Source organism: Nonomuraea sp. NPDC049750, assembly GCF_040659625.1.
GTDB lineage: Bacteria > Actinomycetota > Actinomycetes > Streptosporangiales > Streptosporangiaceae > Nonomuraea.
This window is the reverse complement of sequence record NZ_JBFANB010000036.1, coordinates 1-23625: the sequence shown is the minus strand read 5'-3', so window position 1 is coordinate 23625 and position 23625 is coordinate 1. Positions and strand designations below refer to the sequence as shown.

The following is a 23625-nucleotide window of genomic DNA, read 5'->3' as shown; positions in this document are numbered from 1 at the left end:
GTTAGGTAGTCCTTACTTAGGTAAGGCTAACCTATAGCTGAGTGAGATCTCAAGGAGGCGCCATGCTCACGATCCCCGAGCGGATCCGCACTCTTGCCGCGTCGGCGAGCGTCGGCCGGCTGTCCGTCGACGGCGCCCCCGCGCCCGCCCGCGGCGGGGTCGACGAGCGGGGCCGCCCGGTGCTGCTGGTGCGGCCGGGCGAGATGCTGCACGGCCTGCGCGACGACGCCGTCGTGGCGGTGAACCTGACCGCCATGCGCGTGCTCGGCCAGGTCTCGCATCCCCGTGGGCTGCTCGAGGTGCAGGGATGGGCGCAGGCGGTGCCCGAGAGCGAGGCGCGCGGGGCCGCCGTCGCGGTCGCGGCGCACACGGCCGACGAGGCCCTGTTCGAGGCGCTGGAGAGGTACGGCCGGCCGGACGCGCCCCGGCTGCTGCGGCTCGACGTCGGCCAGGTGGTGTACCTGACCGGGCACGACTCCGGGGTGTTGGACGCCGACGACTACCTCGACGCCACCCCCGACCCGCTGGCCACCACCGCCGAGCGCGTGCTGGCCCACATCAACGAATCGCATAGGGCCCAGCTCGCGGGCGGGGTGGCCAAGCAACTGGGCGGGGACGCCGGGGACGTGTGGCTGTGGGAGCTGGACCGCTACGGCGCGACGGTCCGGGCGGACGAGCAGCTCGTACGCTTCGCGTGGCCGACGCCCGCGCACACCGCCCTCTGCCTGGAGACCGCGCTGCGCGGCCTGCTGTGCGCGTGCTGACCGCCGGGGAACTTGATCACGATTCGCCGGGAGTCACCCGAGATGGGGTTCCGAGTTACTATCATCGGCGCCTGTGGATCACAGAGAGCGGCGCAGGCGGATTCTGATGGTCGCCGGACTGATGGCCGGTTGCCTGATGCTGGCCACCGCGGCGATCCTCGTCGGCGGCGTCTTCACCGGGACACAGCTCACTATGGCCAGCCTGCCCGACCGTGGCCACCACCCGGGCCCGGCGCGGCGCGAGCCGGGAGTGATCGAGTCGAAGCTCGCCCGCTATCGCGTCCCGGTCACGCGTCCGGTCCAGTCCACGCCGCCCCCCGCGGACCCCGTGCCCACCCGCCGCGCCAAGAGGACCGCCCCGGCCACCCCTGACGCGACCCGGGCGACCGGCACCCCGCGCCCCCAGGCGAGCCCCACCCGGAGCACGTCACCGACTCCGCGGACCACCGGCACGGCCATCGCCACGCTGCAGCCCGCGCTGCCCGAGGCGGCCATGGGCCGCACGCAGCCACCGAGGAGCATCCCCTCGGACCGGATCACGCCACCGCGCAAGACGAAGAAGCCCTGGCCGAACCGGCATCCTCACCGGTGAGAGCCTGACCGAACCGCATCCCCAGCGGTGCGGGCCTGACCGCCGCCGACCGCCAGGAAGCGGCCCTGAGGCTGAGGCCGACCGTCAGGAAGTGACCTTGAGGCGGGCGATCATGCTCTCGTCGACGGCGTCCGGCGAGAGCACGTGGTCGAGGACCATGACCGCGCACCCGCTGATGCCCGCCCCGGCGCCCAGCCTGCTGGGCTCGATGCGCAGCCGGCGGGTGGCCAGCGCGGTGGAGCGGCGGTAGACGACCTCGCGGATGCTCGACACCAGCGGCCCGAACGCCTCGGCCACGTCGCCGCCGAGCACCACGACCGACGGGTTGAGGATGTTGACGGCGATGGCCAGAACCTCGCCGATCTGACGGCCCGCCTCGCGGACGATCGCCATCGTCTCGGCGTCCCCGGCGCGCACCAGCGCGGTCACGTCGGCGATGGTCTTGACGTCCTTGCCCGCGGCCCGCAGGTCGCGCAGCAGCGCGGTGCCGCTGGCGACCGAGTCGACGCAGTCGATGTTGCCGCAGCGGCAGAGCACGCCGCCGCCGTCGCGCACGGGGATGTGGCCGATCTCGCCCGCCGCGCCGAGCGCGCCGCGCAGGATCTCGCCGCCCGCGATGACGCCCGCGCCGATCCGGGTGGACACCTTGACGAACATCAGGTCGTCCAGGTCGGGATAGGCGCCCCGATGCTCGCCGATGGCCAGCAGGTTCACGTCGTTGTCGATGAGTACGGGCACCGGGAAGCGCTCGCGGACCACCGGCGGGATCACCACGCCCGTCCACGAGGCCATCACCCTGGCGCTCTCGGTGCGGCCCTGCGCGAACTCGACCGTGGCGGGCATGCCCATGCCCACGCCCCGCAGCATCGAGCGCGGCCGGTCCCCGAGGAGTTCGTCCCAGGTGTCCATGACGAGCGGCAGCACCACGTCGGGGCCCTGCTCGACGTCGATGGCGAAGTCGCGCCCCTCGAGCTCGCGGCCCGCCAGGTCGCAGACCGCCACCCGCGTACGGGTGGCGCCCAGGGCGGCCACCAGCACCACGCCGCCGACGGCGTTGAACTCCAGGCGGACCGGCGGCCGGCCGCCGGTGGACGGCGCGTCGGCCCGCTCCACGACCAGACCGCGGTCGAGCAGCTCACCGACCCGCAGTTGCACCGCGGGGCGGGACAGGCCGGTCACCCGGCCCAGATCCGCTCGCGTCACGGCCTCACCGGTGCGGATGAGGCGGAGCACCTCGCCACTCGTGGCGAGCGTCGCGGCGGTACGTCGAGGCATCCGCCAAGTGAATCACAGGAGGTTAGGTAATGAAAAGTCTCGACTTTTTTATCTCAAATAGCAAAACTCTGCTTGTGTAGTTACCCAACTCTTACTAGTGTCCGTTCTGTCCCTGCTTGGTAGATCATCGGAGTTCCCAGCCGTGTCCCCCTCTCCCACCCCCGCCACCGCGCACGCCGCCGACCTTGTCGTCTTCGGCGGTACCGGCGACCTGTCCATGCGCAAGCTGCTCCCGGCGCTGTACCACAGCGACGTGGAGGGCCGGCTCTCGCCCGAGACGCGGATCATCGCCATGTCCCGGGGCGGGCTGACCGACGAGGACTTCCGCGGCAAGGTGGACGCCGAGGTACGGGACCAGGTCCCGGCCGACCTCGGCGCGTGGCAGCGCTTCCTCGGCCGCCTGCACCACGTGTCCGTCGACGTGGGCGGCACGAACCGGTCCGGCTGGCGCGCGCTGGCCGCCCTGCTGGGCGGGCACGAGCAGCGCGACCGGGTGTTCTACCTGGCCAGCCCGCCGATGACGTTCGGCCCGTTCTGCCGCGAGCTGGACCAGGCGGGCCTGGTGACGCCGCGCTCGCGGGTGGTGCTGGAGAAGCCGCTCGGCCGCGACCTGGCCAGCGCCCAGCGGATCAACGAGGAGGTCGGCGCCATCTTCGACGAGGCGCAGATCTTCCGCATCGACCACTACCTGGGCAAGGAGACCGTGCAGAACCTGCTCGTGCTCCGCTTCGCCAACGCCTTCCTGGAGCCGATCTGGAACTCCCTCTGGATCGACCACGTGCAGATCACCGCCGCCGAGACCGTGGGCACGCCCGGCCGGCGCGGCTACTACGACCAGGCCGGCGCGCTGCGCGACATGGTGCAGAACCACCTGCTCCAGCTGCTGTGCATGACCGCCATGGAGCCGCCGGCCCGCAACGACCGCGAGGCGATCCGCGACGAGAAGGTGAAGGTGCTCCAGGCGCTGCGGCCCATCACCGGCACCGAGGTCGACCGCTTCACCGTGCGCGGCCAGTACACCGAGGCCGACGGCATGCCCGGCTACCTGGACGAGCCCGCCTCCACTCCGACCACCGAGGCCTCGCGCCGGGTGGAGACGTTCACCGCGATCCGCGCCGAGGTCAAGAACTGGCGGTGGGCCGGGGTGCCGTTCTACCTGCGCACCGGCAAGCGCCTGCCGCGCCGGACGTCGGAGATCGTGGTGCAGTTCAAGGACGTGCCGCACTCCATCTACCCCGGCGGCTCGCCGAACCGCCTCGTCCTGCGGCTGCAGCCGGAAGAGGGCATCGAGCTGCACATCATGGCCAAGGAGCCGGGAGCGGGCGAGGTGGCGCTCAAGCCGGTGCCGCTGAGCCTCAGCTTCGGCAAGACCTTCACCGCGCGGGTACCCGAGGCGTACGAGCGGCTGCTCATGGACGTGCTGGCGGGCAACCCGACGCTGTTCATGCGCCGTGACGAGGTGGCCGCGGCCTGGCAGTGGATCGACCCGATCCTGGCCGCCTGGGAGTCGTCCGCCGAACTGCCCGAGCCCTACCCCGCCGGGTCCACCGGACCGGCGGGCGCCCACGAGCTGCTCGCCCGCAGCGGTCGCGAGTGGCACGAAGAGGACCAAGCGTGAACAAGCCGACTTGGGGTCGAGGACCCACTGAAGGAGGGTCGATGCACCCCATCGTCCAGGAAATCACCGACAGGATCACCGAACGCAGCCGAGCCAGCCGCACCGTCTACTTGGAGCGGATCCGGCGTGAAGGTGAAGCCGCCCGCGCCAAGGGCCCGGCCCGCGCGCACCTCGGCTGCGCCAACCTGGCACACGGCTTCGCCGCCGCGCCGGCCGCCGACAAGCCCCTTCTGATGGGTACGGCCAAGCCCGGCGTGGCGATCGTGACCAGCTACAACGACATGCTCTCGGCCCACCAGCCGTACGAGACGTACCCGGCCGAGTTGAAGGCGGCGGTGCGCGCGGCCGGTGGCGTGGCGCAGGTGGCGGGCGGCGTGCCCGCGATGTGCGACGGCATCACTCAGGGCCGCGCCGGTATGGAGCTGTCGCTCTACAGCCGGGACGTGATCGCCATGTCGGCCGCGATCGCGCTGTCGCACGACATGTTCGACGCGTCGCTGCTGCTGGGCGTCTGCGACAAGATCGTGCCGGGCCTGCTGATCGGGGCGCTGCACTTCGGGCACCTGCCCGCGATCTTCGTGCCGGCCGGCCCGATGACCTCGGGGCTGCCGAACAAGGTCAAGGCCCGCACCCGGCAGCTGTTCGCCGAGGGCAAGGTGGGCCGGGAGGAGCTGCTCGACGCCGAGGCCAAGTCGTACCACTCCCCCGGCACCTGCACCTTCTACGGCACCGCCAACTCCAACCAGGCGCTGATGGAGGTCATGGGCCTGCACCTGCCGGGCTCGACGTTCGTCAACCCGCACACCGAGCTGCGGCACGCGCTGACCGAGGCGGCCGGGCGCCGGGCCGTGGAGATCACCGCGCACGGCCCCGAGTACACCCCGGTCGGCGAGCTGGTCGACGAGAAGTCGATCGTGAACGCCTGCGTGGCGCTGCTGGCCACCGGCGGCTCCACCAACCACACGCTGCACCTGGTCGCCATGGCCGCCGCCGCGGGCATCGTCCTGACCTGGGACGACCTGGCCTGCCTGTCGGCCGCCGTGCCCTCGCTGACCAAGATCTACCCGAACGGCCAGGCGGACGTGAACCACTTCCGCGACGCCGGCGGCATGCAGGTGCTCATCGGCGACCTGCTGGACGAGGGCCTGCTGCACGCCGACGTGCTGACCGTGGCGGGGCACGGGCTGGACCACTACCGGTCGGCTCCGACGCTGTCCGACGGGAAGCTGACCTGGTCGGAGGTGACCGGCGGCAGCGCCGACCTCGACGTGCTGCGGCCGGTGGCCGCGCCGTTCTCCGCCGATGGCGGCATCCACATGGTCGAGGGCAACCTGGGCCGGGCCGTCAGCAAGGTGTCGGCGGTCAAGGCCGAGCACCTGGTGATCGAGGCGCCGGCCAAGGTGTTCGACGACCAGCTCGAACTGCTGCGCGCCTTCGAGGCGGGCGAGCTGGACGGGCAGGACTTCGTCGCGGTCATCCGCTACCAGGGGCCGAGCGCGAACGGCATGCCCGAGCTGCACAAGCTCACGCCGCCACTGGCCGTACTGCTCGATCGGGGGCAGCGGGTGGCGATCGTGACCGACGGCCGCATGTCGGGCGCCTCCGGCAAGGTGCCCGCGGCCATCCACCTGTCGCCCGAGGCGGCGGACGGCGGGCCGATCGCGCTGGTCCGCGAGGGCGACGTGATCAGGCTCGACTCGGCGGCGGGGACGCTGGAGGTGCTGGTCCCGGCCGAGGAGCTGGCCCGGCGCACGCCCGGCGGCCGGCCGCTGAGCGACGCGCAGTGGGTGGGGACCGGGCGCGAGCTGTTCGCGACGTTCCGCCGCATGGCGGGGCACGCGGAGCAGGGGGCGGGGATCTTCGGGATCAGCGGCGCCGAGTCGCCGGACCACGGCCCCGGGCTGGGCTTCCCCGCCGAGGCGGGCGCCTCGCACCTGGAGTCGGGCGCTCCTCGCGGGCGGCACGCGAGCATCGCCAGGTGAACATCGTGTCCTTTGATTGTCCGCGGCGCGTCGGCGAGCTGTCATGAGCACATTCCCTCTGCCGTGGCTCGTCGCCGACATCGGCGAGCCGTCGTGAGCGCGTTCGATCTGCCGTGGCTGGTCGCCGACATCGGCGGCACCAACGCCCGGTTCGGGCTGGTCACCTCGCCGGGAGCGCGGCCGTCGCACGTCGCGGTCCTGGCGGGGGCCGACTACGCCACTCTCCCGGAAGCCGTAGCCGCCTACCTCGCGCAGCACGCGGGCGGAGTGCGGCCGGGAGCGGCGTGCCTGGCCGTGGCCGGACCCGTCGAGGGCGAACGTTACGCGCTGACGAACTCGGCCTGGAGCGGCTCGGCGAACGACCTCGGCCTGCCGTACACGATGATGCTGAACGACTTCGAGGCGCTGGCCGTCTCGCTGCCCCGGCTGGAGCCCGGCGACCTGGCGTCCCTGGGCGGCCCGGAACCCGCCCACGGTGTCAAGGCCGTGCTCGGGCCCGGAACCGGGCTCGGCGTCGCCGGGCTGGTGCCCACCGACGGCGGCTGGACGCCGGTCTCCGGCGAGGGCGGGCACGTCACGGTACCGGTGCGCGACGACCGGGAGCGGGAGATCGTCCGGGTGCTCCGCGCCGGGGGCCTGGACCACGTGGTGGCCGAGCACGTGCTGTCGGGCCCCGGCCTGGTGGTGCTGCACCGGGCGCTGGCCGAGGTCAACGGCGTCGACGCGCCTCGCCTGTCGTCGGCGGACATCGTGGCGCGGCTGGACGACTCGCTGTGCGCGGAGACGGTCGAGGTGTTCTGCGGGATGCTGGGGAGTTTCGCCGGGAACGTGGCGCTGACCCTCGGAGCCCGGGGTGGCGTCTATCTCGGTGGCGGAGTGCTGCCCCGTATCGTGGAGCGCGTGCGTACCAGCGACTTCCGAGCCAGGTTCGCCGACAACCCGGACATGGCCGGCTACCTGTCGGCCATCGCGACCACGCTCATCGTCGCCCCGCAACCGGCGCTGACGGGCGCCGCCGCCTGGCTGGCGCAGCGCGCCGCAGGGGAGCGGCTGCCCCATGTCACTGAGCTGTACCCATTGAGGAGAGAACTTTCATGAGCCTGCTCGATCTCGCCCCCGTCATCCCCGTCGTGGTGATCGACGACGTCGAGACGGCCGTGCCGCTGACGCGGGCGCTCGTCGCGGGCGGCCTGCCGGTCATCGAGGTGACCCTGCGTACGGCGGGCGCGCTGGAGGCCATCGCCAGGATCGCCGCCGAGGTGCCGGAGGCCACGGTCGGCGCCGGAACAATCCGGACTTCTGCTGATATTGCGGCGTCTTTGGCGGCGGGTGCGAAGTTCCTGGTCTCGCCCGGGACGACGCTGACCCTGGCCGACGCGATGGACGCGAGCGGGCTGCCGTACCTGCCGGGCGCGGCGACCGCCTCCGAGGCGATGGCGCTGGCCGAGCGGGGGCTGAAGGAGCTGAAGTTCTTCCCCGCCGAGCCCGCGGGCGGCGTGGCGTACCTGAAGGCGCTGTCGGCGCCGCTGCCGGACGTGCGGTTCTGCCCCACGGGCGGCATCAGGCCGGCCACCGCGCCCGACTACCTCGCGCTGCCGAACGTCGGCTGCGTCGGCGGCACCTGGCTGACCCCGGCCGACGCCCTGGCCGCGGGCGACTGGGGCCGGGTGGAGAAGCTGGCCTCCGAGGCCGCCGCCCTCCGCTGAGGCACCCGCCCCCAACGCGATCTATACGGCACCTATACGGCCGCTGAGCAGCCTTAGCCTGACTGGCTTATCGCGTCGCGGCGGAGGTGGACGGTGTTCAAGAAGCCTTGGGGGCCACCGCTCTCCGTCGCCCCGCCGCTGACGCCCGGTGCCTACTCGGAGAGCATAGTGATCACTCCTCGCTACACCTACGACCCCTTCAGCCGCCGCGGCTGATTTCCGGAAGGGAACCCGCGACTCCATCGCTCTGAACTTCTTCCTCGCCGTGCCCGCCGCCTTCGGCTGACAATCGGGCTTGACATCGGCGGGAGCCGTCATAAAGGCTTCCGTCGATGTTGGCGTTGCATGGGTTGACGGGAAAAGAACCATCGTGCACATTTAAGCGACTTTGATCTTCTTTGTGCACTTTAGTCTTGTCCGGGGGCGCGATGGAGTTCGCCGTTCTGGGGCCGCTTGACATCTCGGCCGATGCCCGGTCCCTACCGCTCGGCGCCGGAAAACAGCGTGCCCTGCTCGCCGAACTCCTCTGCCGTCCGGGGCGCCCCATCTCCCCCGCCACGCTCATCCAGGCGCTCTGGGGCCAGAGCCCGCCCCGCACCGCGCCGGACAACCTCCGGCTCTACGTGCACCAGCTCCGCAGGACGCTGGGCCATGACCGGATCACCCGCACCGCCGCGGGCTACGTCCTCACCCTCCATCCGGGCGAGCTGGACGCGGACAGCTTCGAGGAGCTGGCCGAGCAGGGCAGGAGCGCCCTGTCCGCCGGCGAGCACGAACGGGCCGCCGAGCTGCTCAAGCAGGCGCTGGACCTGTGGCGCGGTCCCGCGTACGCGGAGCTGAACCTGACCGTCGGGCTCAGCGACCACGCGCATCGCCTGGAGGAGGAGCGCCTGATCGCGCTGGAGAACCGGATCGAGGCGGACCTGGCCCGCGGGGTGCACGCCGCGCTCATCGCCGAGCTGACCGGGCTGGTCGGCGAGCACCCCCTGCGGGAACGGCCGCGCTGGCAGCTCATGCTCGCCCTGGCCAGGTCGGGCCGCCAGGCGGAGGCGCTGGCCACCTACCGCGACGCCCGCCGGGTCTTCGCCGCCGAACTCGGCCTCGATCCCGGCGCCGAGCTCCGGCGCCTGCACCAGGCCATCCTCACGGGCACCCTGCCCGTCGAGTCCGCCACCGTGCCGCCGGACGACCCCTCTCCCCGCTCCCCTGCCCAGTTACCGGCCGACATCTCCGACTTCACCGGACGGAGCGAGCAGCTCGCCGAGCTGACGGACCTCCTCGGCGACGGCCCGCCCCCTGGACCCGGGCCCGTGCGCGTGTACGTCATCGCGGGAATGGGCGGGGTCGGCAAGACGACGCTGGCCGTACACGCGGCCCATCTGATCGCCCAGCACTACCCCGACGGGCAGCTGCACACCAACCTGCACGGCGCCGAGTCCTCCCCCGCCGATCCCGCCCAGGTGCTCGCGGCCTTCCTCACCGCGCTCGGCGTGCCGCGGCCCACCCTGCCGGAGACCCTTGAGGAGCGGGCCGCGGTCTTCAGGAGCCGGCTGGCGGAGCGCCGGATGCTCATCGTGCTCGACAACGCCGCCTCGGAGCAGCAGGTTCGTCCGCTGTTCCCCGGTACGTCCGGCTGCGCCGTCATCATCACCAGCAGAACCCGGCTGACCGGCCTGTCCGGCGCGGCGGTGGTCGAGCTCTCGGTGCTCCACCCCGAACAGGGCGTGCAACTGCTCTCCCGGATCGTCGGCGCCGACCGGGTGGCCGCCGAGCCGGAGGCGGCGGCCGAGCTCGTCCGGCTGTCGGACGGCATACCCCTGGCCGTCCGGGTGGCGGGCGCCCGCCTGGTGGCCCGGCCGCACTGGCCGCTGACCCGCCTGGCCGGGCAGCTCACCGACGAGCGGCGGCGGCTGGACCAGTTCACCACCGGCGACCTGGCCGTCCGGGCCAGCCTGGCGCTCAGCTATGTGGGGCTGGATCCCGACGCGCGCCGGGCGTTCCGGCTGCTCGGCTCGCTGGACGTACCCGACTTCGCGGGCTGGGTGGCCGGGGCGCTGCTCGACCTTCCCGTGGCGGCCGGCGAGGAGCTGGTCGAGACGCTGGTGGACACGCAGCTGGTGCTGTTCAGCGGGATGGACGCGGCGGGCCAGCCGCGCTACCGCTTCCACGACCTCGTCCGCCTGTACGCCCGCGAGCGCGGTGAGCTCGAGGACGAGCCGGAGGCCGTGGCCGTGGCCCTGAGCAGGGCCTTCGGCGCCTGGCTCGCGCTTGCCGAACGCGCCACCGAGCGGGTGCCGGGCACCTCCTCGGCCATCATCCACGGCACCGCCCCGCGCTGGAACTCCCCCGACGGCGCCCCCTGGGACGGGCCGGCCGTACAGGATCCGATGGCCTGGTTCGACACCGAGCGGACGGCGCTGATCGCGGCGATCCGCCAGGCGTGCTCGCTGGGCCTGGCCGAGGTCGCCTGGGACACCGCCTGCTGCGTGGAGCGCTACTTCGACGTGTGCGGGCAGTTCGACGACTGGCGCGGGCTGCACGAGCGCGTCCTGGAGGTCTGCCTCGCGACGGGCAACAGGCTCGGCGAGGCGGTGATCAGGCGCGGGCTCATGCACGCCACCACGTGGATGGAGACCGGCGGCGAGGCCATGGCCGCGCAGTACGAAGGGGCCGAACGGCTGATCACCCTGTTCTCCGAGCTGGGCGAGGAACGCGGGCTGTCCGACGCGTACGTGCTGCGGGCCTGGGGCGAGGCGGCCAGGGGCGACATGGCGGAGGGCCTGCGGTCCGGCCAGATCGCCCTGAGCCTGGCCGAGAGCAGCGGCCACCAGAGTGGGCAGGCCAGGGCGTTGGTGTGCATGGCGGTGGCGTACGGGACGCGCGACATCAAGATGGCCATCGTGCACCTGCTGCGGGGCCTGGAGCTGGCCGAGAAGCTCGGCAATCCGCGCTTCGAGGCGACGACGCTGCAGTTCCTGGGCTTGGCGCACGCTCATGCGCAGGAGTTCGACGCCGGGCTGGAGTACCTGGTCAGAGCCCTGGCCATCTACCGCCAGATCCGCGATCCACTGCTGGAGGCGATGGGCCTGGTCGCCCTGGCCAGGCTGTACGCCGGACACCACGACCCGAGGGCGCGGCCCGCGGCCGAGGCCGCCGAGATGCTGAGCCGCTCACACCGCCTGGCCCACCACCAGGCCGACGCACTCTGGGTGCTCGGCGGGGTGGACCTGGCGGAGGGCAGGATCGACGAGGCGGTCGCCCATCTGGAGGAGTCGGTCAGGCTCTGGCGTACTCGGGGGTGGCAGGAGTTCCTGGCGGGCGCGCTGGCCGACCTCGCGCAGGCCTACACCGCCGCCGGCGACCTCACGGCGGCCGCCGCCGCCAGCAGTGAGGCGACCGCGCTCACGGGAGCTACCTAGGCCGGATGAGTATCACGGCGGATGGTGGGAAGGTCCGTCGCCGATCAGTATGGCCTTCACGCCTCATCTTGGGGAGTCTCATGACCCGTTCCGTCCTTGTGTGGGCCCTGGTCCTCGTCGTCGTGGGAGCCGTCGCCGTGGCGCTCTGCGTCGCCACCTCACCCGTGGCCTCCGCCGAAGCCCCGCGTGAGTTCTTCGACTCGCCCTTCCTGCTGCCCGCGTTCCTCGTCCTGGCGGTGCTGGCCGGTCTGGCCGGGTGGTTCGCCCCTCAGGTGGGCCTCCTGTGGGGCCTGCTCGCCGCCGCTCCGTTCTACATCTACTTCGCGTCCGGCGTGGTCAGGGAACTGCGCGGCGGTGGCCAGGGTCTCTGGCCGGTCGGCCTGCTGTACCTGGTCGGCCTCACGCTCATCCCACTGATCGCGGCCCTGGCGACCTCGCTGGTCGCCAGGGCGCGCGGGTGACTCACCCCTTGTAGTTGAAGATCTGGCGGAGGGTGTGCTGAACCGCCACCAGATCCTTCTGGTCCGCCATCACCTGGTCGATGGACTTGTACGCCTCAGGATGCTCATCGACCAGCGCGGCGGCGCGGTCCGCGTTCCAGATCCGGCCGCTCATCGCCGCGGTCAGAGAGGCCGCTGACAGCTCCCGCTTCGCCTTCGTACGGGACATGCGGCGGCCCGCGCCATGCGAGCAGGAGTTGTACGACTCGGGATTCCCCCGGCCGCGCACGATGTACGAGCGGGTGCCCATCGAACCGGGGATCACGCCTTCGTCGCCGGTGTCGGCCTTGATGGCTCCCTTACGGGTGATCCACAGGGACTTGCCGTAGTGCGTCTCCTGCTGGGTGAAGTTGTGGTGACAATTGATCGTACGAACCCGCTCACCCTGGCCCGCGACCCGGAACAGGGCGTTGACCAGGACCTTGTCCATCCGGGCACGCGAGGCCATGGCGTAGCGCTGGGCCCACAGCATGTCCTCGATGTAGGCGGTGAACTCCGGCGTGCTCTGCACGAGGTAGGCCAGATCCGGGTCCTCCAGGCCGATCTCCTGCTTCTTCATCAGCTTCTTCGCGCCCGTGATGTGCGCCTGGGCGAGCTGGTTGCCGATGCCGCGCGAACCCGAGTGCAGCACCGTCCAGACCCGATCGCGCTCGTCCAGGCAGACCTCGACGAAGTGGTTGCCGGAGCCGAGGGTGCCGAACTGGTCGGACACCTTCTTGGTCTGCTTCGGGTTGAGATCGGTGTGCGGCAGGCCGAGGTCGCTGAGGGCATGGTCCATCGACGGGTCGTCGTGGCCCTTCCCGACACCGGCCGGGATGCGGTGCTCCACCATCGGCATCAGGGCGGCGAGGGTGTCGGGCAGGTCGGCGGCCGTCAGCGTCGTCTCGGTGGCGACCATGCCACAGCCGATGTCCACGCCGACGGCGGCGGGGATGATCGCGTTCTCGGTGGGAATGACCGAACCGACCGTGGCGCCGATGCCGACGTGGGCGTCGGGCATGAGCGCGACGTGTCCGGAGACGAATGGCAGGCGGGCGGCACGAGCGGCCTGCGTGATCGCGCCTTCGTCGATCTCACTGGCCCACGACAACAGGTTCGGTGCGGGCTGGTTCGGCATGGGATAGATCCCCTCGCTGATTCGTGATCAGTTTGGCGTGACCAGAGAGGAGTTCCCACTTATTTTATCGATTTCGTGGTTTTCAAGCGGTGCGGGTCCGTCGTTCGGCACGCGGGCCAAGGTCGACCCGAGCGCGCGAACCGCTGCTAGAGGCCGGCCTGTGCCAGGACGTTCGCGAGTCCGGACGCGTCCAGCTTGGTCGAGACGTACCAGGCGGTGCCCGCGCCTACCTGGTGCCGGGTGACCGCCGGGCCGCCGTCGGCGTAGGTCACGGTCGCCGTGGCGCCGGTCAACTGGACGCTCTCGCTCCAGAAGGCGCCGGCCGTCCCGTCGGACAGTGCGACGGGGCCGGTCAGGGGGCGGAACTCCTCGACACGGACGCCGAGCAAGTCGCGCAGCGCGCCAGGGTAGCCGCCCAGCCGGACGCGGGTGTCGGGGTCGGCGATGCCGCTGAAGTACGACACGATCAAGGTGCCCCCGCCCTCGACGTACGCGGTGAGGTTGGCCACGGCCTCGTCAGAGATCAGATACAGGGACGGCATCAGCACCACCCGATAGCGCGAAATATCGTGTGAAGGGTGGACGAAGTCGGTGGCGAGGCCCCGCTGCCACAGCGCCCGGTGCGTCTGCTCCACCGACGCGCGGAAGTCCAGCCCGGTCACGGGCAGGGCCGGGTTCCGCAGCGCCCAGGCGGCCTCGTCGTCCCAGAGAATGGCCACCTCCGCCTCGGCGGGCTCCGCGGGCGGAAGGGCGCTGAGCGTCCGGCCCAGGTCAGCGATCTCGCGGAAGACCCGGCTGTCGGCGCCCGCGTGCGGGACCATGCCCTGGTGCCACTGCTCCGCCCCGCCCTGGGAGGCGCGCCACTGGAAGTGCAGCACTCCTCCGGCCCCGCGGGCCGCGTACTCGAGGCTGCGCCGCGTGTGCTCTCCCGGCTCCAGCGGGAGCGTCCCATCGGGGGTGTACATGGCCGCGACGCCCTGCTCCATCAGCAGCCACGGCTTCCCGCGCGCCCAGGAGCGGGCCAGGTCGGCGGCGAAGGCGACCTGGGCGAGCCCGCCGTCGCCGGGCTCGTCGGTGTAGTGGTCGATGCCCACGAGATCGACCTCGGCCGACCATTTCCAGTGGTCCAGTGGCGTCCACCCCGCCATGACGTAATTGGTGGTCACCGGCTGCCGTCCATGAACGCGCAGGATGTCACGCTGCTCGCGGTAGTGGGCGAGCAGCGCGTCGGAGCAGAAGCGGCGGTAGTCCAGCAGGTGGGCGGGGTTCGACCGGTACTGGGTGGTCCGCGGTGGCATGATCTGCTCCCACGCCGAGTAGTGCTGGCTCCAGAAGGCCGTGGTCCACGCGTCGTTGAGCGCGTCGAGGGACTTGTGCCGCTCACGCAGCCAGGCGCGGAAGGCCGTCGCGCAGTGATCGCAGTAGCAGGTCGTGCCGTACTCGTTGTGCACGTGCCACATGGCCGTCGCTGGATGGGCACCGTACCGCTCGGCGAGCGCCGTCGCGATGCGGCGCGAGGCCACCCGGTAGGCGGGCGCGTTGACGCAGTACGTGTCACGACTGCCATGTGTGAGCCGAGTCCCGTCGGCCCGCACCGGCATCGCGTCCGGATGGGCCAGGCCGAACCAGGGCGGCGGACAGGCCGTCGGGGTCGCCAGGTTGACCTGGATGTCGTTGTCGTGCAGCAGGTCCATGACGCGATCGAGCCAGCCGAAGTCGTAGACGCCCGCCGACGGCTCAAGCCGAGCCCAGGAGAAGACCCCCACGGTGGCGAGGTTGACCTTCGCCTCCCGCATCAGCCGGACGTCCTCCAGCCAGACGTCCTCTGGCCACTGTTCGGGATTGTAGTCTCCGCCGAAGTACATGCTCTCTCCAACTGGGGGTGTCACGGCCGCTGATCAGTCGCTGCCGGTTACGAAACTCTGGATGGCCACGACCGCGCCGCCACGGGCCCATTCGCGAAAGTCGTCCACTTCGATCAGCACGTCGACCGAGTTCGCCTGGCCGCGCCGGTTCGCGCTGAGCGCCCGGTCGAGACCATCCTTGGCGACGCGGGCCAGCTCCACGCCCTCACCGGCCACGATCACCGTCTTGACCATGGAGAACGTCGCGACGTGGGCGATGAGCCTGCCGAGCGCGTCCGCGGCTTCGGTGACGACGCCGAGGCATGCCTTGTCCCCTTCCGCGGCCAGGCGCATCACCTCCTCGTAGGCCACCGGCCGCCGCAGCCCCTGCCCGGCGGCGGTCACGATGGACCCGCTGGCCAGGTAGGCGGAGGCGCAGCCGCGGTGGCCGTCCCCGCACATCGGCCCGCCCGCGTTCAGCACCAGGTGGGCGAACATGCCGAGGTCCGACTCGGCCGCCGTCACCAAATGATCGTGTACGACCAAGGCGTAGCCGATTCCCGCCCCGATCGAGACGAGCGCGAAGTCGCGCAGCCCGCGGGCCGCCCCGAACCAGTGATGCTGGTGGCCCAGCGCCGCCACGTCGTTCTTGACCACGCACGGGACGCCCAGCGCCTGCTCCAGCAGCGACTTGAGCGGCACCTGCCGCCAGCCGAGATACGAGGAGTCGACCAGCCGCTCACCGCCGAGCTGGACCGCCGAGCGGGCGTCGCCGCCGAGCGTGACACCGGCCCCGACAGGCGTCCGCTCGCCGTCGGACAGCTCATCGAGCAGCTCCCGGACCTGGCGGCACACGGCCTGGGGGCGGTGGTCGGAGATCGGCTCGTCGCGAGCCGCGACGATCTGGGCGCGCAGGTCGGTGACGACCGCGTGGACGCGGTCCGCGGTCAGCTTGACGCCGAAGAAGCTGTGCTCGCCCGCGGCCACGTCCAGCGGGCGAGTCGGGCGGCCGTTGACCGGGTCGTGGACCACGTCGCCTTCGACAAGGAGCCCGGCGTCGACCATGGGCTTGGTCAGCCGCGTCAGGCTGCCGGTGGACAGGCGCAGGATCCTGGCCAGCGCGGTCCTGGACTGCGGACCGTGGATGATGAGCTCCTTGACGATGGAGCGTGCCGCGTCGGGCAAGACGTCCCACATGCCGCACCATCCTTGAGGCTCCACCCGCATCAGCGCCAGCCTCTCTCACTTGATTTCGTAGCAAAGCTAGCATGTCCGGTACGTAACCGCACGTTCACATAACACGCAGGAAATCTGTGCACAAGTAGTGACATGCCTCTCACCTTCTCCCTAGGTTAGCTCTGTTACAAAGCCACCTGCTTTGCAACAGAGGAGGCACGAATGCGTATCACGAGGCTCGCCGGCTCGATCGCGGTGCTCGGCACGGCCGCCGTCCTTGCGGCCTGCTCGTCGGGCGCGCCTGGGAGCACCAGCACGCCGACAGCGGCCAGTGGGCCGGTCACGCTGGAGTTCTGGTGCTGGGGCACCACTCAGAAGCCCAAGGTCGAAGCGTTCAACAAGTCCCACCCGGACATCCAGGTCAAGCACACCGATGTGGGAGGCGGCACGGACACCGCCGCCAAGCTGCTCACGGCGACCCGGGCGGGCAATGGCCCCGACGCCGCCTGCCTGGAATACGAGACCCTGCCTTCCATGATCGTGGCCGGTGCGCTGGCCGACATCTCCGCCCACACCGGCGACGTCAAGAGCGCCTTCAGCCCGGAAGTGTGGGACCTGACCAGCTTCGACGGCGCCGTGTACGGCGTGCCGCAGGACGTCGGCCCGATGGTCCTGGTCTACAACAAGAAACGCTTCCAGGAGCTGAAGATCGAGCCGCCGGCCACGTGGCAGGACTTCGCGAAGGTCGCGGCGGACGTACGCAAGAAGGATCCGGACACCTACCTCGCGACCTTCGCACCCGCGGAGTTCGGCAACTTCGCCGGGCTGGCCCAGCAGGCCGGCGCGTCCTGGTGGAAGGTCCAGGACCAGACCTGGACCGTGGGGATCGCCGACCAGGCCTCCCTCACGGTGGCCGACTTCTGGCAGGGGCTCATCGACAAGGACCTCGTCAAGGCCGAGCCGCTGCTCACCCCGGAGTGGAACAACAAGCTGAACCAGGGCAAGATCCTCACCTGGCCAAGCGCGTTGTGGGCGCCGGGCGTGCTGTATGGCATCGCGGAGAAGCAGGCGGGCGACTGGGCCATCGCGCCCCTGCCCCAGTGGAAGGAGGGCGACGACCGAGTGGCCTTCCAGGGCGGCTCCGCGCTGACCGTCACGAAGTCCTCCAAGCACGCCGAGGCCGCGGCCACGTTCGCCAAGTGGATGAACACCGACAAGGCGGCCAACGACATCCAGATCAAGCTGGGCGAGTACCCGGCGTCGCTGGCCGGTCAGCGGGCCGCGAGCAGCAGTTCGCCGCCCAAGCTGACGGCGAACCAGAAGGACTACTGGGACATCGCCACGAAGGCGGCTCAGCGCACGATTCCGCACATCAGCTGGGGCCCGAACGTCAGCACCGCCAGCAGCGCCTACCAGGACGCCGTCGCCGCCGCGGTCCGTGACCACACCCCGCTGCGGGACGCGCTGACGAAGACGCGCGACCTCGTGGTGGAGGACATGAAGACCACCGGCTTCAAGGTCGCCGGCCCGTGACCGCCCCGCCCAGGGCGGAGCGCAGATCCCGGGCTCCATATCTCTTCGTGGCGCCCGCCGTGCTGCTCTTCGTCGCCTTCCTGGCGGTCCCCATCGGCTACGCGATCTACCTCAGCGCGCGCGGCCTGAGGCTGACCGGCAAGGGCATCTTCGGCACGCGCGAAGAGGTTTTCGTCGGGCTCGACAACTACGTCAAGACGCTCACCGACCCCGAGTTCTTCGCCGGCTTCGGCAGGCTCGCGCTCTACGGCCTGATCAGCGTGCCGCTCACGCTCGGGCTGGCACTGCTCTTCGCGCTGCTCCTCGACCACGCCGGTTCGCGGGCCAAGAGGTTCTCGCGCACGGCGATCTTCATCCCGTACGCCGTACCCGGCGTGACGGCTTCGCTGCTGTGGGGCTTCATGTACCTGCCCTCGACCAGCCCGTTCAGCTACCTGACCCGGGAGCTGGGGCTGGGCGAGATCCCGTTTCTCGGGGCGGGCGGCATCTACCCGTCGCTGGCCAACATCGCGGTGTGGGGCGGCGTCGGCTTCAACATGATCATCATCTTCACGTCGCTGCGCGGCATCCCCTCAGAGTTGTACGAGGCGGCGCGCATCGACGGAGCCTCCGATTGGCAGATCGCCTGGCGGATCAAGATCCCGTTGGTGGCGCCCGCCCTCGTGCTCACCGGGTTGTTCTCGCTGATCGGAACGCTACAGGTCTACGGCGAGCCGACCACCTTGAAACCGATGACGCCGGAGATCTCCGGGGACTGGGTGCCCTTGATGCACATCTATCGCGACGCCTTCTTCCGCGACGACCTACCGCTGGCCTCGGCCGCCTCCGTCCTGCTGGCGGTGGGCACGCTCGTGGTCTCGGTCGTGCTGCTGAAGGTCACCCAGAAGCGCGCGTTCGGGGGCATGCAGTGAGCGCCGTCGATCGCACGCACCGGCGCGCCCAGATCCTGCCCACCATCGTCCTGCTCCTCGGCGCGATCTACTGCCTGGTGCCGGTCGCCTGGGTGCTCGTGGCCTCGACCAAGTCGAGCGGAGAGCTGTTCTCGACGTTCACCTTCGCGCCGGGGACGGGCCTGCTGGACAACCTGCGCGACCTGTTCACCTACGGGAACGGCCTCTACCTGCGGTGGACGGCCAACAGCGCCCTGTACGCGATCGCTGGCGCCGCGGCCTCGACCCTGATCTCGGCGCTGGCCGGGTATGCCATGGCCAAGTACGAGTTTCGCGGCCGGAACCTGCTGTTCTACGCCATTCTGGCCGGCGTCCTCGTGCCCGGCATGACGCTGGCCATCCCGCAATATCTGATCATGTCCGAGCTCGACCTGGTAGGCGGCTACTGGTCGGTTCTGTTGCCCAGCCTCATCTCCCCGTTCGGCATCTACCTGGCCAGGGTCTACGCGATGGCCTCCGTCCCGGACTCGACGATGGAGGCGGCCAGGATCGACGGAGCGAGCGAGTATCGCATCTTCGGCTCGATCGGGCTGCCCATGATGGTGCCCGGCATGGTGACGATCTTCCTGCTGCAGTTCGTCGGGATCTGGAACAACTTCCTGCTGCCCTACATCATGCTGTCGGATGACAGCAAATTCCCGATCACGGTGGGCCTGTACACCGTGCTCAGCAAGGGCTCGGGCCAGCCCGCCCTGTACGGCATCGCCATCGTGGGCGCCGCCGTGTCGGTGATCCCGCTCATCGTCCTGCTGCTGAGCCTGCAGCGCTTCTGGCGGCTGGACCTGCTCAGCGGAGGACTGAAAGGATGAAACCGCTGTCCATGGAGACTCTGCACTTCAGAGCCGCCGGCGTGTCCGTGGTGATCGAATGCCCGCCCGATGCCCTGCCCGCGATCCTGCACTGGGGTCCGGACCTGGGCCCGCTCGACGGTGCGGCGCTGGCCCACCTGGCGGCCGATCTCCGTCCGCGGCTCGACGTCAGCGTGGACGTGCCCGTACGGATCCCGCTGGTGCCCGAAGCGCGTACCGGCTGGATGGGCGTGCCCGGCCTGTCCGGGCATCACCTGGGACAGAACTGGTCCCCCGCCTTCACCAGCGTCGCCTACCAGCGGACCGGGCAGACCCTCACCGCCACCGCCAGGGACGAGCACGCCCGCCTCGGCCTCACGATCACGATCGAGCTCGGCGACTCAGGCCTGCTGAAGGCGCGGGCGGACCTGCGCAACCAGGCCGAGTCCCCCTACACCCTGGACGCGCTCAACCTCGCCTTCCCCGTGCCCGGCACCCCCACGGATCTGCTCGACCAGGCCGGACGGTGGGCCAAGGAACGCATCCCGCAGCGCCGCCCCCTCACCACCGGCATCCACCTGCGCGAGAACCGCCGCGGCAGGACCGGCCCCGACGCCGCCACCGTCCTTTTTGCGGGCACCTCCGACCTCGGCTTCCGGCGCGGCGAGGCATGGGGCCTGCACGTCGGCTTCAGCGGCAACCACCGCCACTACGCCGAGCGCACCTCCAGCGGCCGGACCATGTTGGGCGGCGGCGAGCTGCTGCTGCCCGGCGAGATCATCCTGGCGCCGGGTGAGAGCTATCGGAGCCCCTGGCTCTACGCCACCTACGGGCGCGGCCTGGACGCCGCGGCCCGCCGCTTCCACGAGCACCTGCGGGCCAGGCCCGCGCACCCGTCCGGGCCCCGGCCCGTGATGCTCAACACGTGGGAGGCCGTCTATTTCGACCACGACCTCGACCGCCTGCTGGAGCTGGCCGTCCGGGCCGCCAGGATCGGGGTGGAGCGGTTCGTGCTGGACGACGGCTGGTTTCACGGCCGCCGCGACGCCCGGGCCGGGCTCGGTGACTGGACCGTGGACGCCACTGTCTGGCCGGACGGGCTGACGCCGCTGGTCAAGCAGGTCAGAGAGCTCGGCATGCAGTTCGGGCTCTGGTTCGAGCCGGAGATGATCAACCCGGACTCCGACCTGGCCCGCGCCCACCCCGGCTGGATCATGCAGACCGGCGACCGTCTGCCGCCGCTCGCCCGCGATCAGCAGGTGTTGGACCTGACCAACCCCGAGGCCTACGCCTACGTCAGGACGCGGCTGCTCGCCCTGATCCGCGAGTACGACCTCGACTTCATCAAGTGGGACCACAACCGCGACCTCGTGGACGCGGGCTCCACGGCGAGAGGCGGCCGGGCCTCCGTTCACGCCCAGACCCACGCCGTCTACCGGCTGCTCGACGAGATCAGGGCCGAGCACCCGCGCCTGGAGATCGAGTCCTGCTCGGGCGGCGGCGGCCGGGTGGACCTCGGCATCCTGGAGCGTACCGACCGTATCTGGGCCAGCGACTGCATCGACCCGGCGGAACGCCAGCAGATCATGCGCTGGACCGGGCAACTGCTGCCGCCCGAGCTGATCGGCAGCCACATCGGCGCCGGCCGCTCCCACCTCACCGGCCGCCGCCACGATCTCGCCTTCCGTGCCGCCACCGCGTTCTTCGGCCACTTCGGGGTCGAATGGGACCTCACCACGCTCACCGACGGCGAGCTGGACGAGCTGGCCTCGTGGGTCGCCCTGCACAAACGGCACCGCCACCTGCTGCACACGGGCGTGGTGGTCCGCGTGGACGACGCTCCGGAGAGCGTGCGGGCCCATGGCGTCGTCGCCACCGACGCCTCCGAGGCCGTCTATGAGATCGCCATGCTGGACCGCCCGTCCACCTGGCCGCCGGGCCGGCTCCGGCTGCCCGGGCTCGACCCGGCGACCCTCTACTCGGTTCGCCCGCTCATGCCCGTGACCTCGCACGGGACCGCCCCGGCCTGGACGACCGGCGACTTCACCCTGCCCGGCTCCGCGCTGGCCGGCTCGGGCATCGCCGTACCGCCGCTGTTCCCCGACGAATCCGTGCTGGTCCACCTCCTCGCCAGGAGCCGCTGAGAAGGTCGCGGGCAATCCCGAGCCGCTGCCCCACGCGTTCCAGGAAGCGAGCCCCAAACCCGTCCAAACTCAGTGGCCACCGGGTGACCCGTTCCTCCGTTAGAGTCTTGGGGAACGGGCATGCCGGGCGGAGGATCGGTCGGTTGAGGCAACACGGCAACGAAGGCGAGAGGAAAGCGACGTTGGGGCAGCAGGGGCGCTCCGCAGGCACTCCGCTGACGCCGGAAGACCCGTCGGCGATCGGCCCCTATGAGCTGATCAGCCGCCTCGGCTCGGGCGGCATGGGCACCGTCTACCTGGCCAAGGCCGCCGACGGCGTACAGGTCGCGCTCAAGGCGATCCGCCGCGACTACACCACGGACCCGGTCTACCGGGCGCGCTTCCACGAAGAGGTGTCCAACGCCCGCAAGGTCGCCTCGTTCTGCACGGCCCGCGTCCTCGACCACGGCGAGCATGACGGGGTCCTCTACCTCGTCACCGAGTACATCGAGGGCGTCTCCCTCGAGAACCACCTGATCGAGCACGGCCCGCTGACACCGTCCGTGCTGCACTCGGCGGCCGTGGGCGTGGCGGCGGCGCTGACCGCGATCCACGCCGTCGGCCTGGTGCACCGCGACCTCAAGCCCGCCAACGTGATGCTGACACTGGGCGGCCCACGGGTGATCGACTTCGGGCTGGCCCGCTCGTCCCACGTCTCCACCCGCCACACCAACGCGGGCATGGTGATGGGCACGCCCGGCTGGATCGCTCCCGAGCAGGTCTTCGAGGGCCGCACCAGCCCGGCGGGCGACGTGTTCGCCTGGGGATCGCTGATCGCCTACGCCGGTCTTGGCGGCCACCCGTTCGGCGAGGGCGACGCCTACGTCATGGCGGCGCGCGCCCGCACCGCCCCGCCGGACCTGCGCGGCCTGCCCGCGCCGCTCGACCGGCTGGTGGCCGCGGCCATCCACCCGGACCCCGCGCGCCGCCCGGCGGCCAAGCAGCTCCTGCTCGAACTCGTGGGCGCTGCCGACGAGCCGGCCGCCCAGCTCGCCGCGACCCGCCACCTCACCAGCTCGTGGAACCCGTCGGAGTTCCCGCCGCTGGCCGAGTTCCCGAACAATCCGCAGGTACGCCAGGCACCGCCGGGCTGGACCCCGCCGCCACAGCCCCACCAGCCGTCGGCCCACCAGCCCCAGAGCCACCAGCCGTCGCCTCACCAACCATCGTCTCACCAGCCTCAGGGGCACCAGCAGACCGGTGTGGGGCCGCTGCCGGGACGCGGGCCGGCACCACACCCGCCCGCCCAGGCGCCGCCCCCGCCGCCCCGCCAGTCACCTCCTCGCCAGGCGCCACCCCGCCAGGCATCGCCACCTCCTGGTCCGGCGAGCCAGGTGCCACCGTCCCTCCAGACGGGACAGGTGCCACTCTCCGCTCGTCAGACGGGACAGGCGCCACTCTCCGCTCGTCAGACGGGACAGGCGCCGCTTTCCGCCCATCAGACAGGGCAGGGGCCGCTGCCGCCTGGGCCGAGGGGCCCGGTGGCGTTCCCGGTCAAGCGGAAGAGGAGCGTGTTCACCGGCTGCGTGACCGCCATCGTGGTGGCCATCGTGCTGTTGGTGCTGCTGCTGGCCGTACTGGCGTGGGCGCTCAGGTCCCCCGACCCGGTCGGCGCGGACAGCCCGGTGCAGGACGGGAAGCTGAAGTTCGCGGTGACGGGCACCAAGTGCCCCAAACCGGCCAAGGGCGCCAAAGAGCGCACCTGCCAGGTGAGCCTCAAGGTCAACAACGTCGGCCAGGAGGCCAGGGTCCTCTACCCCGGTCAGCAGAAACTGCTGGACGCGGACGACGCGTTACACGGCGGCACCAAGCTGCTCGACAAGGCGGGCGCCGAGGTCACGCCGGTCCGCATCGGGCCGGGTCAGTCCTTCAGCGGCGCGCTGCTGTTCGAGCTGCCGAAGGAGGCCCAGCCCGCGGGACTGGAACTGCATGACTCCGGCCTGAGCACCGGAGTGCGGGTCAGGCTCGATTAGACGGGATGCGGGTCAGGGTATGAACCGTTCTTCATATTCGCTAGGAAAACCTGGGATTCTGCTCTGGGGTCGTGGTCCGTGCTGTGCCGGTGGAAGGTGATCCGCGGGATGGATTGGTGTCCGGCGGGCGTGTATCGCTCACGTGTTCTACCCAAAGCCGTCAACTCTTGGTAGCGTTACGATCACACATCGTTGTTGGGGGGGG

18 protein-coding genes are annotated in these 23625 nt (G+C 70.9%); 14 read left to right on the top strand and 4 right to left on the bottom strand.

The window, feature by feature from the left end:
• The first annotated feature begins 62 nt into the window (after positions 1–62).
• Positions 63–764: a DUF2470 domain-containing protein gene (locus AB0J16_RS50280; protein ID WP_358553552.1), complete on the top strand. Its 702-nt coding sequence runs from the start codon at positions 63–65 to the stop codon at positions 762–764.
• Between the two features lie 73 nt (positions 765–837).
• Entirely contained in the window at positions 838–1356 is a 519-nt protein-coding gene (locus AB0J16_RS50275; protein WP_358553550.1) for a hypothetical protein, read from the top strand.
• Between the two features lie 84 nt (positions 1357–1440).
• On the opposite strand, the gene AB0J16_RS50270 is transcribed toward AB0J16_RS50275, so the two are convergent.
• Entirely contained in the window at positions 1441–2631 is a 1191-nt protein-coding gene (locus AB0J16_RS50270) for an ROK family transcriptional regulator (RefSeq protein ID WP_358553548.1), read from the bottom strand.
• A gap of 142 nt (positions 2632–2773) precedes the next feature.
• Between AB0J16_RS50270 and zwf the strand changes: the two genes are divergently transcribed.
• From zwf to AB0J16_RS50235, 7 genes are all read left to right on the top strand, one after another.
• Entirely contained in the window at positions 2774–4249 is a 1476-nt protein-coding gene (gene zwf, locus AB0J16_RS50265; protein WP_358553546.1) for a glucose-6-phosphate dehydrogenase, read from the top strand.
• A 41-nt stretch (positions 4250–4290) separates the two neighbouring features.
• Positions 4291–6231 carry a phosphogluconate dehydratase gene (gene edd, locus AB0J16_RS50260; protein ID WP_358553544.1) on the top strand — a complete coding sequence of 647 codons (1941 nt, stop codon included), beginning with the start codon at positions 4291–4293 and terminating at the stop codon, positions 6229–6231.
• Between the two features lie 93 nt (positions 6232–6324).
• Complete coding sequence (gene glk, locus AB0J16_RS50255; RefSeq protein WP_358553542.1) at positions 6325–7329, top strand: glucokinase; 1005 nt, start codon at positions 6325–6327, stop codon at positions 7327–7329.
• Positions 7326–7937 (top strand): bifunctional 4-hydroxy-2-oxoglutarate aldolase/2-dehydro-3-deoxy-phosphogluconate aldolase, encoded by a 612-nt coding sequence (gene eda / locus AB0J16_RS50250; RefSeq protein ID WP_358553540.1) that lies wholly within the window; start codon positions 7326–7328, stop codon positions 7935–7937. The genes glk and eda overlap by 4 nt, the downstream gene beginning before the upstream one ends.
• A gap of 93 nt (positions 7938–8030) precedes the next feature.
• On the top strand, positions 8031–8153 hold the full coding sequence (locus tag AB0J16_RS50245) for a hypothetical protein (RefSeq protein WP_358553538.1): 123 nt from the start codon (positions 8031–8033) through the stop codon (positions 8151–8153).
• A gap of 212 nt (positions 8154–8365) precedes the next feature.
• The gene (locus tag AB0J16_RS50240) at positions 8366–11356 is read left to right on the top strand and encodes a BTAD domain-containing putative transcriptional regulator (RefSeq protein WP_358553536.1); all 2991 of its coding nucleotides are present in this window, start codon (positions 8366–8368) and stop codon (positions 11354–11356) included.
• Between the two features lie 80 nt (positions 11357–11436).
• On the top strand, positions 11437–11817 hold the full coding sequence (locus tag AB0J16_RS50235; protein ID WP_358553534.1) for a hypothetical protein: 381 nt from the start codon (positions 11437–11439) through the stop codon (positions 11815–11817).
• Position 11818: 1 nt separating this feature from the next.
• Here AB0J16_RS50235 and AB0J16_RS50230 read toward each other — a convergent pair whose 3' ends face one another.
• The 3 genes from AB0J16_RS50230 to AB0J16_RS50220 all read right to left on the bottom strand — a co-directional run bounded on the left by AB0J16_RS50230 (position 11819) and on the right by AB0J16_RS50220 (position 16014).
• Positions 11819–12973 (bottom strand): RtcB family protein, encoded by a 1155-nt coding sequence (locus tag AB0J16_RS50230; RefSeq protein WP_358553532.1) that lies wholly within the window; start codon positions 12971–12973, stop codon positions 11819–11821.
• 146 nt (positions 12974–13119) lie between these two features.
• On the bottom strand, positions 13120–14838 hold the full coding sequence (locus AB0J16_RS50225) for a beta-galactosidase (protein WP_358553530.1): 1719 nt from the start codon (positions 14836–14838) through the stop codon (positions 13120–13122).
• Between the two features lie 33 nt (positions 14839–14871).
• Positions 14872–16014, bottom strand: a complete 1143-nt coding sequence (locus tag AB0J16_RS50220; protein WP_358553528.1) for an ROK family transcriptional regulator — start codon at positions 16012–16014, stop codon at positions 14872–14874.
• A 201-nt stretch (positions 16015–16215) separates the two neighbouring features.
• Here AB0J16_RS50220 and AB0J16_RS50215 point away from each other — a divergent pair, with 201 nt between their 5' ends.
• The 5 genes from AB0J16_RS50215 to AB0J16_RS50195 all read left to right on the top strand — a co-directional run bounded on the left by AB0J16_RS50215 (position 16216) and on the right by AB0J16_RS50195 (position 23420).
• Positions 16216–17526 carry a sugar ABC transporter substrate-binding protein gene (locus AB0J16_RS50215; protein WP_358553526.1) on the top strand — a complete coding sequence of 437 codons (1311 nt, stop codon included), beginning with the start codon at positions 16216–16218 and terminating at the stop codon, positions 17524–17526.
• Positions 17523–18437, top strand: coding sequence for a sugar ABC transporter permease (locus AB0J16_RS50210; RefSeq protein WP_358553524.1), 915 nt, complete (start codon positions 17523–17525; stop codon positions 18435–18437). The genes AB0J16_RS50215 and AB0J16_RS50210 overlap by 4 nt, the downstream gene beginning before the upstream one ends.
• Positions 18434–19285, top strand: coding sequence for a carbohydrate ABC transporter permease (locus AB0J16_RS50205; RefSeq protein WP_358553522.1), 852 nt, complete (start codon positions 18434–18436; stop codon positions 19283–19285). The genes AB0J16_RS50210 and AB0J16_RS50205 overlap by 4 nt, the downstream gene beginning before the upstream one ends.
• 11 nt (positions 19286–19296) lie before the next feature.
• Positions 19297–21408: an alpha-galactosidase gene (locus AB0J16_RS50200; RefSeq protein ID WP_358553520.1), complete on the top strand. Its 2112-nt coding sequence runs from the start codon at positions 19297–19299 to the stop codon at positions 21406–21408.
• A 182-nt stretch (positions 21409–21590) separates the two neighbouring features.
• Positions 21591–23420, top strand: a complete 1830-nt coding sequence (locus AB0J16_RS50195; RefSeq protein ID WP_358553518.1) for a protein kinase — start codon at positions 21591–21593, stop codon at positions 23418–23420.
• Positions 23421–23625: the final 205 nt, after the last annotated feature.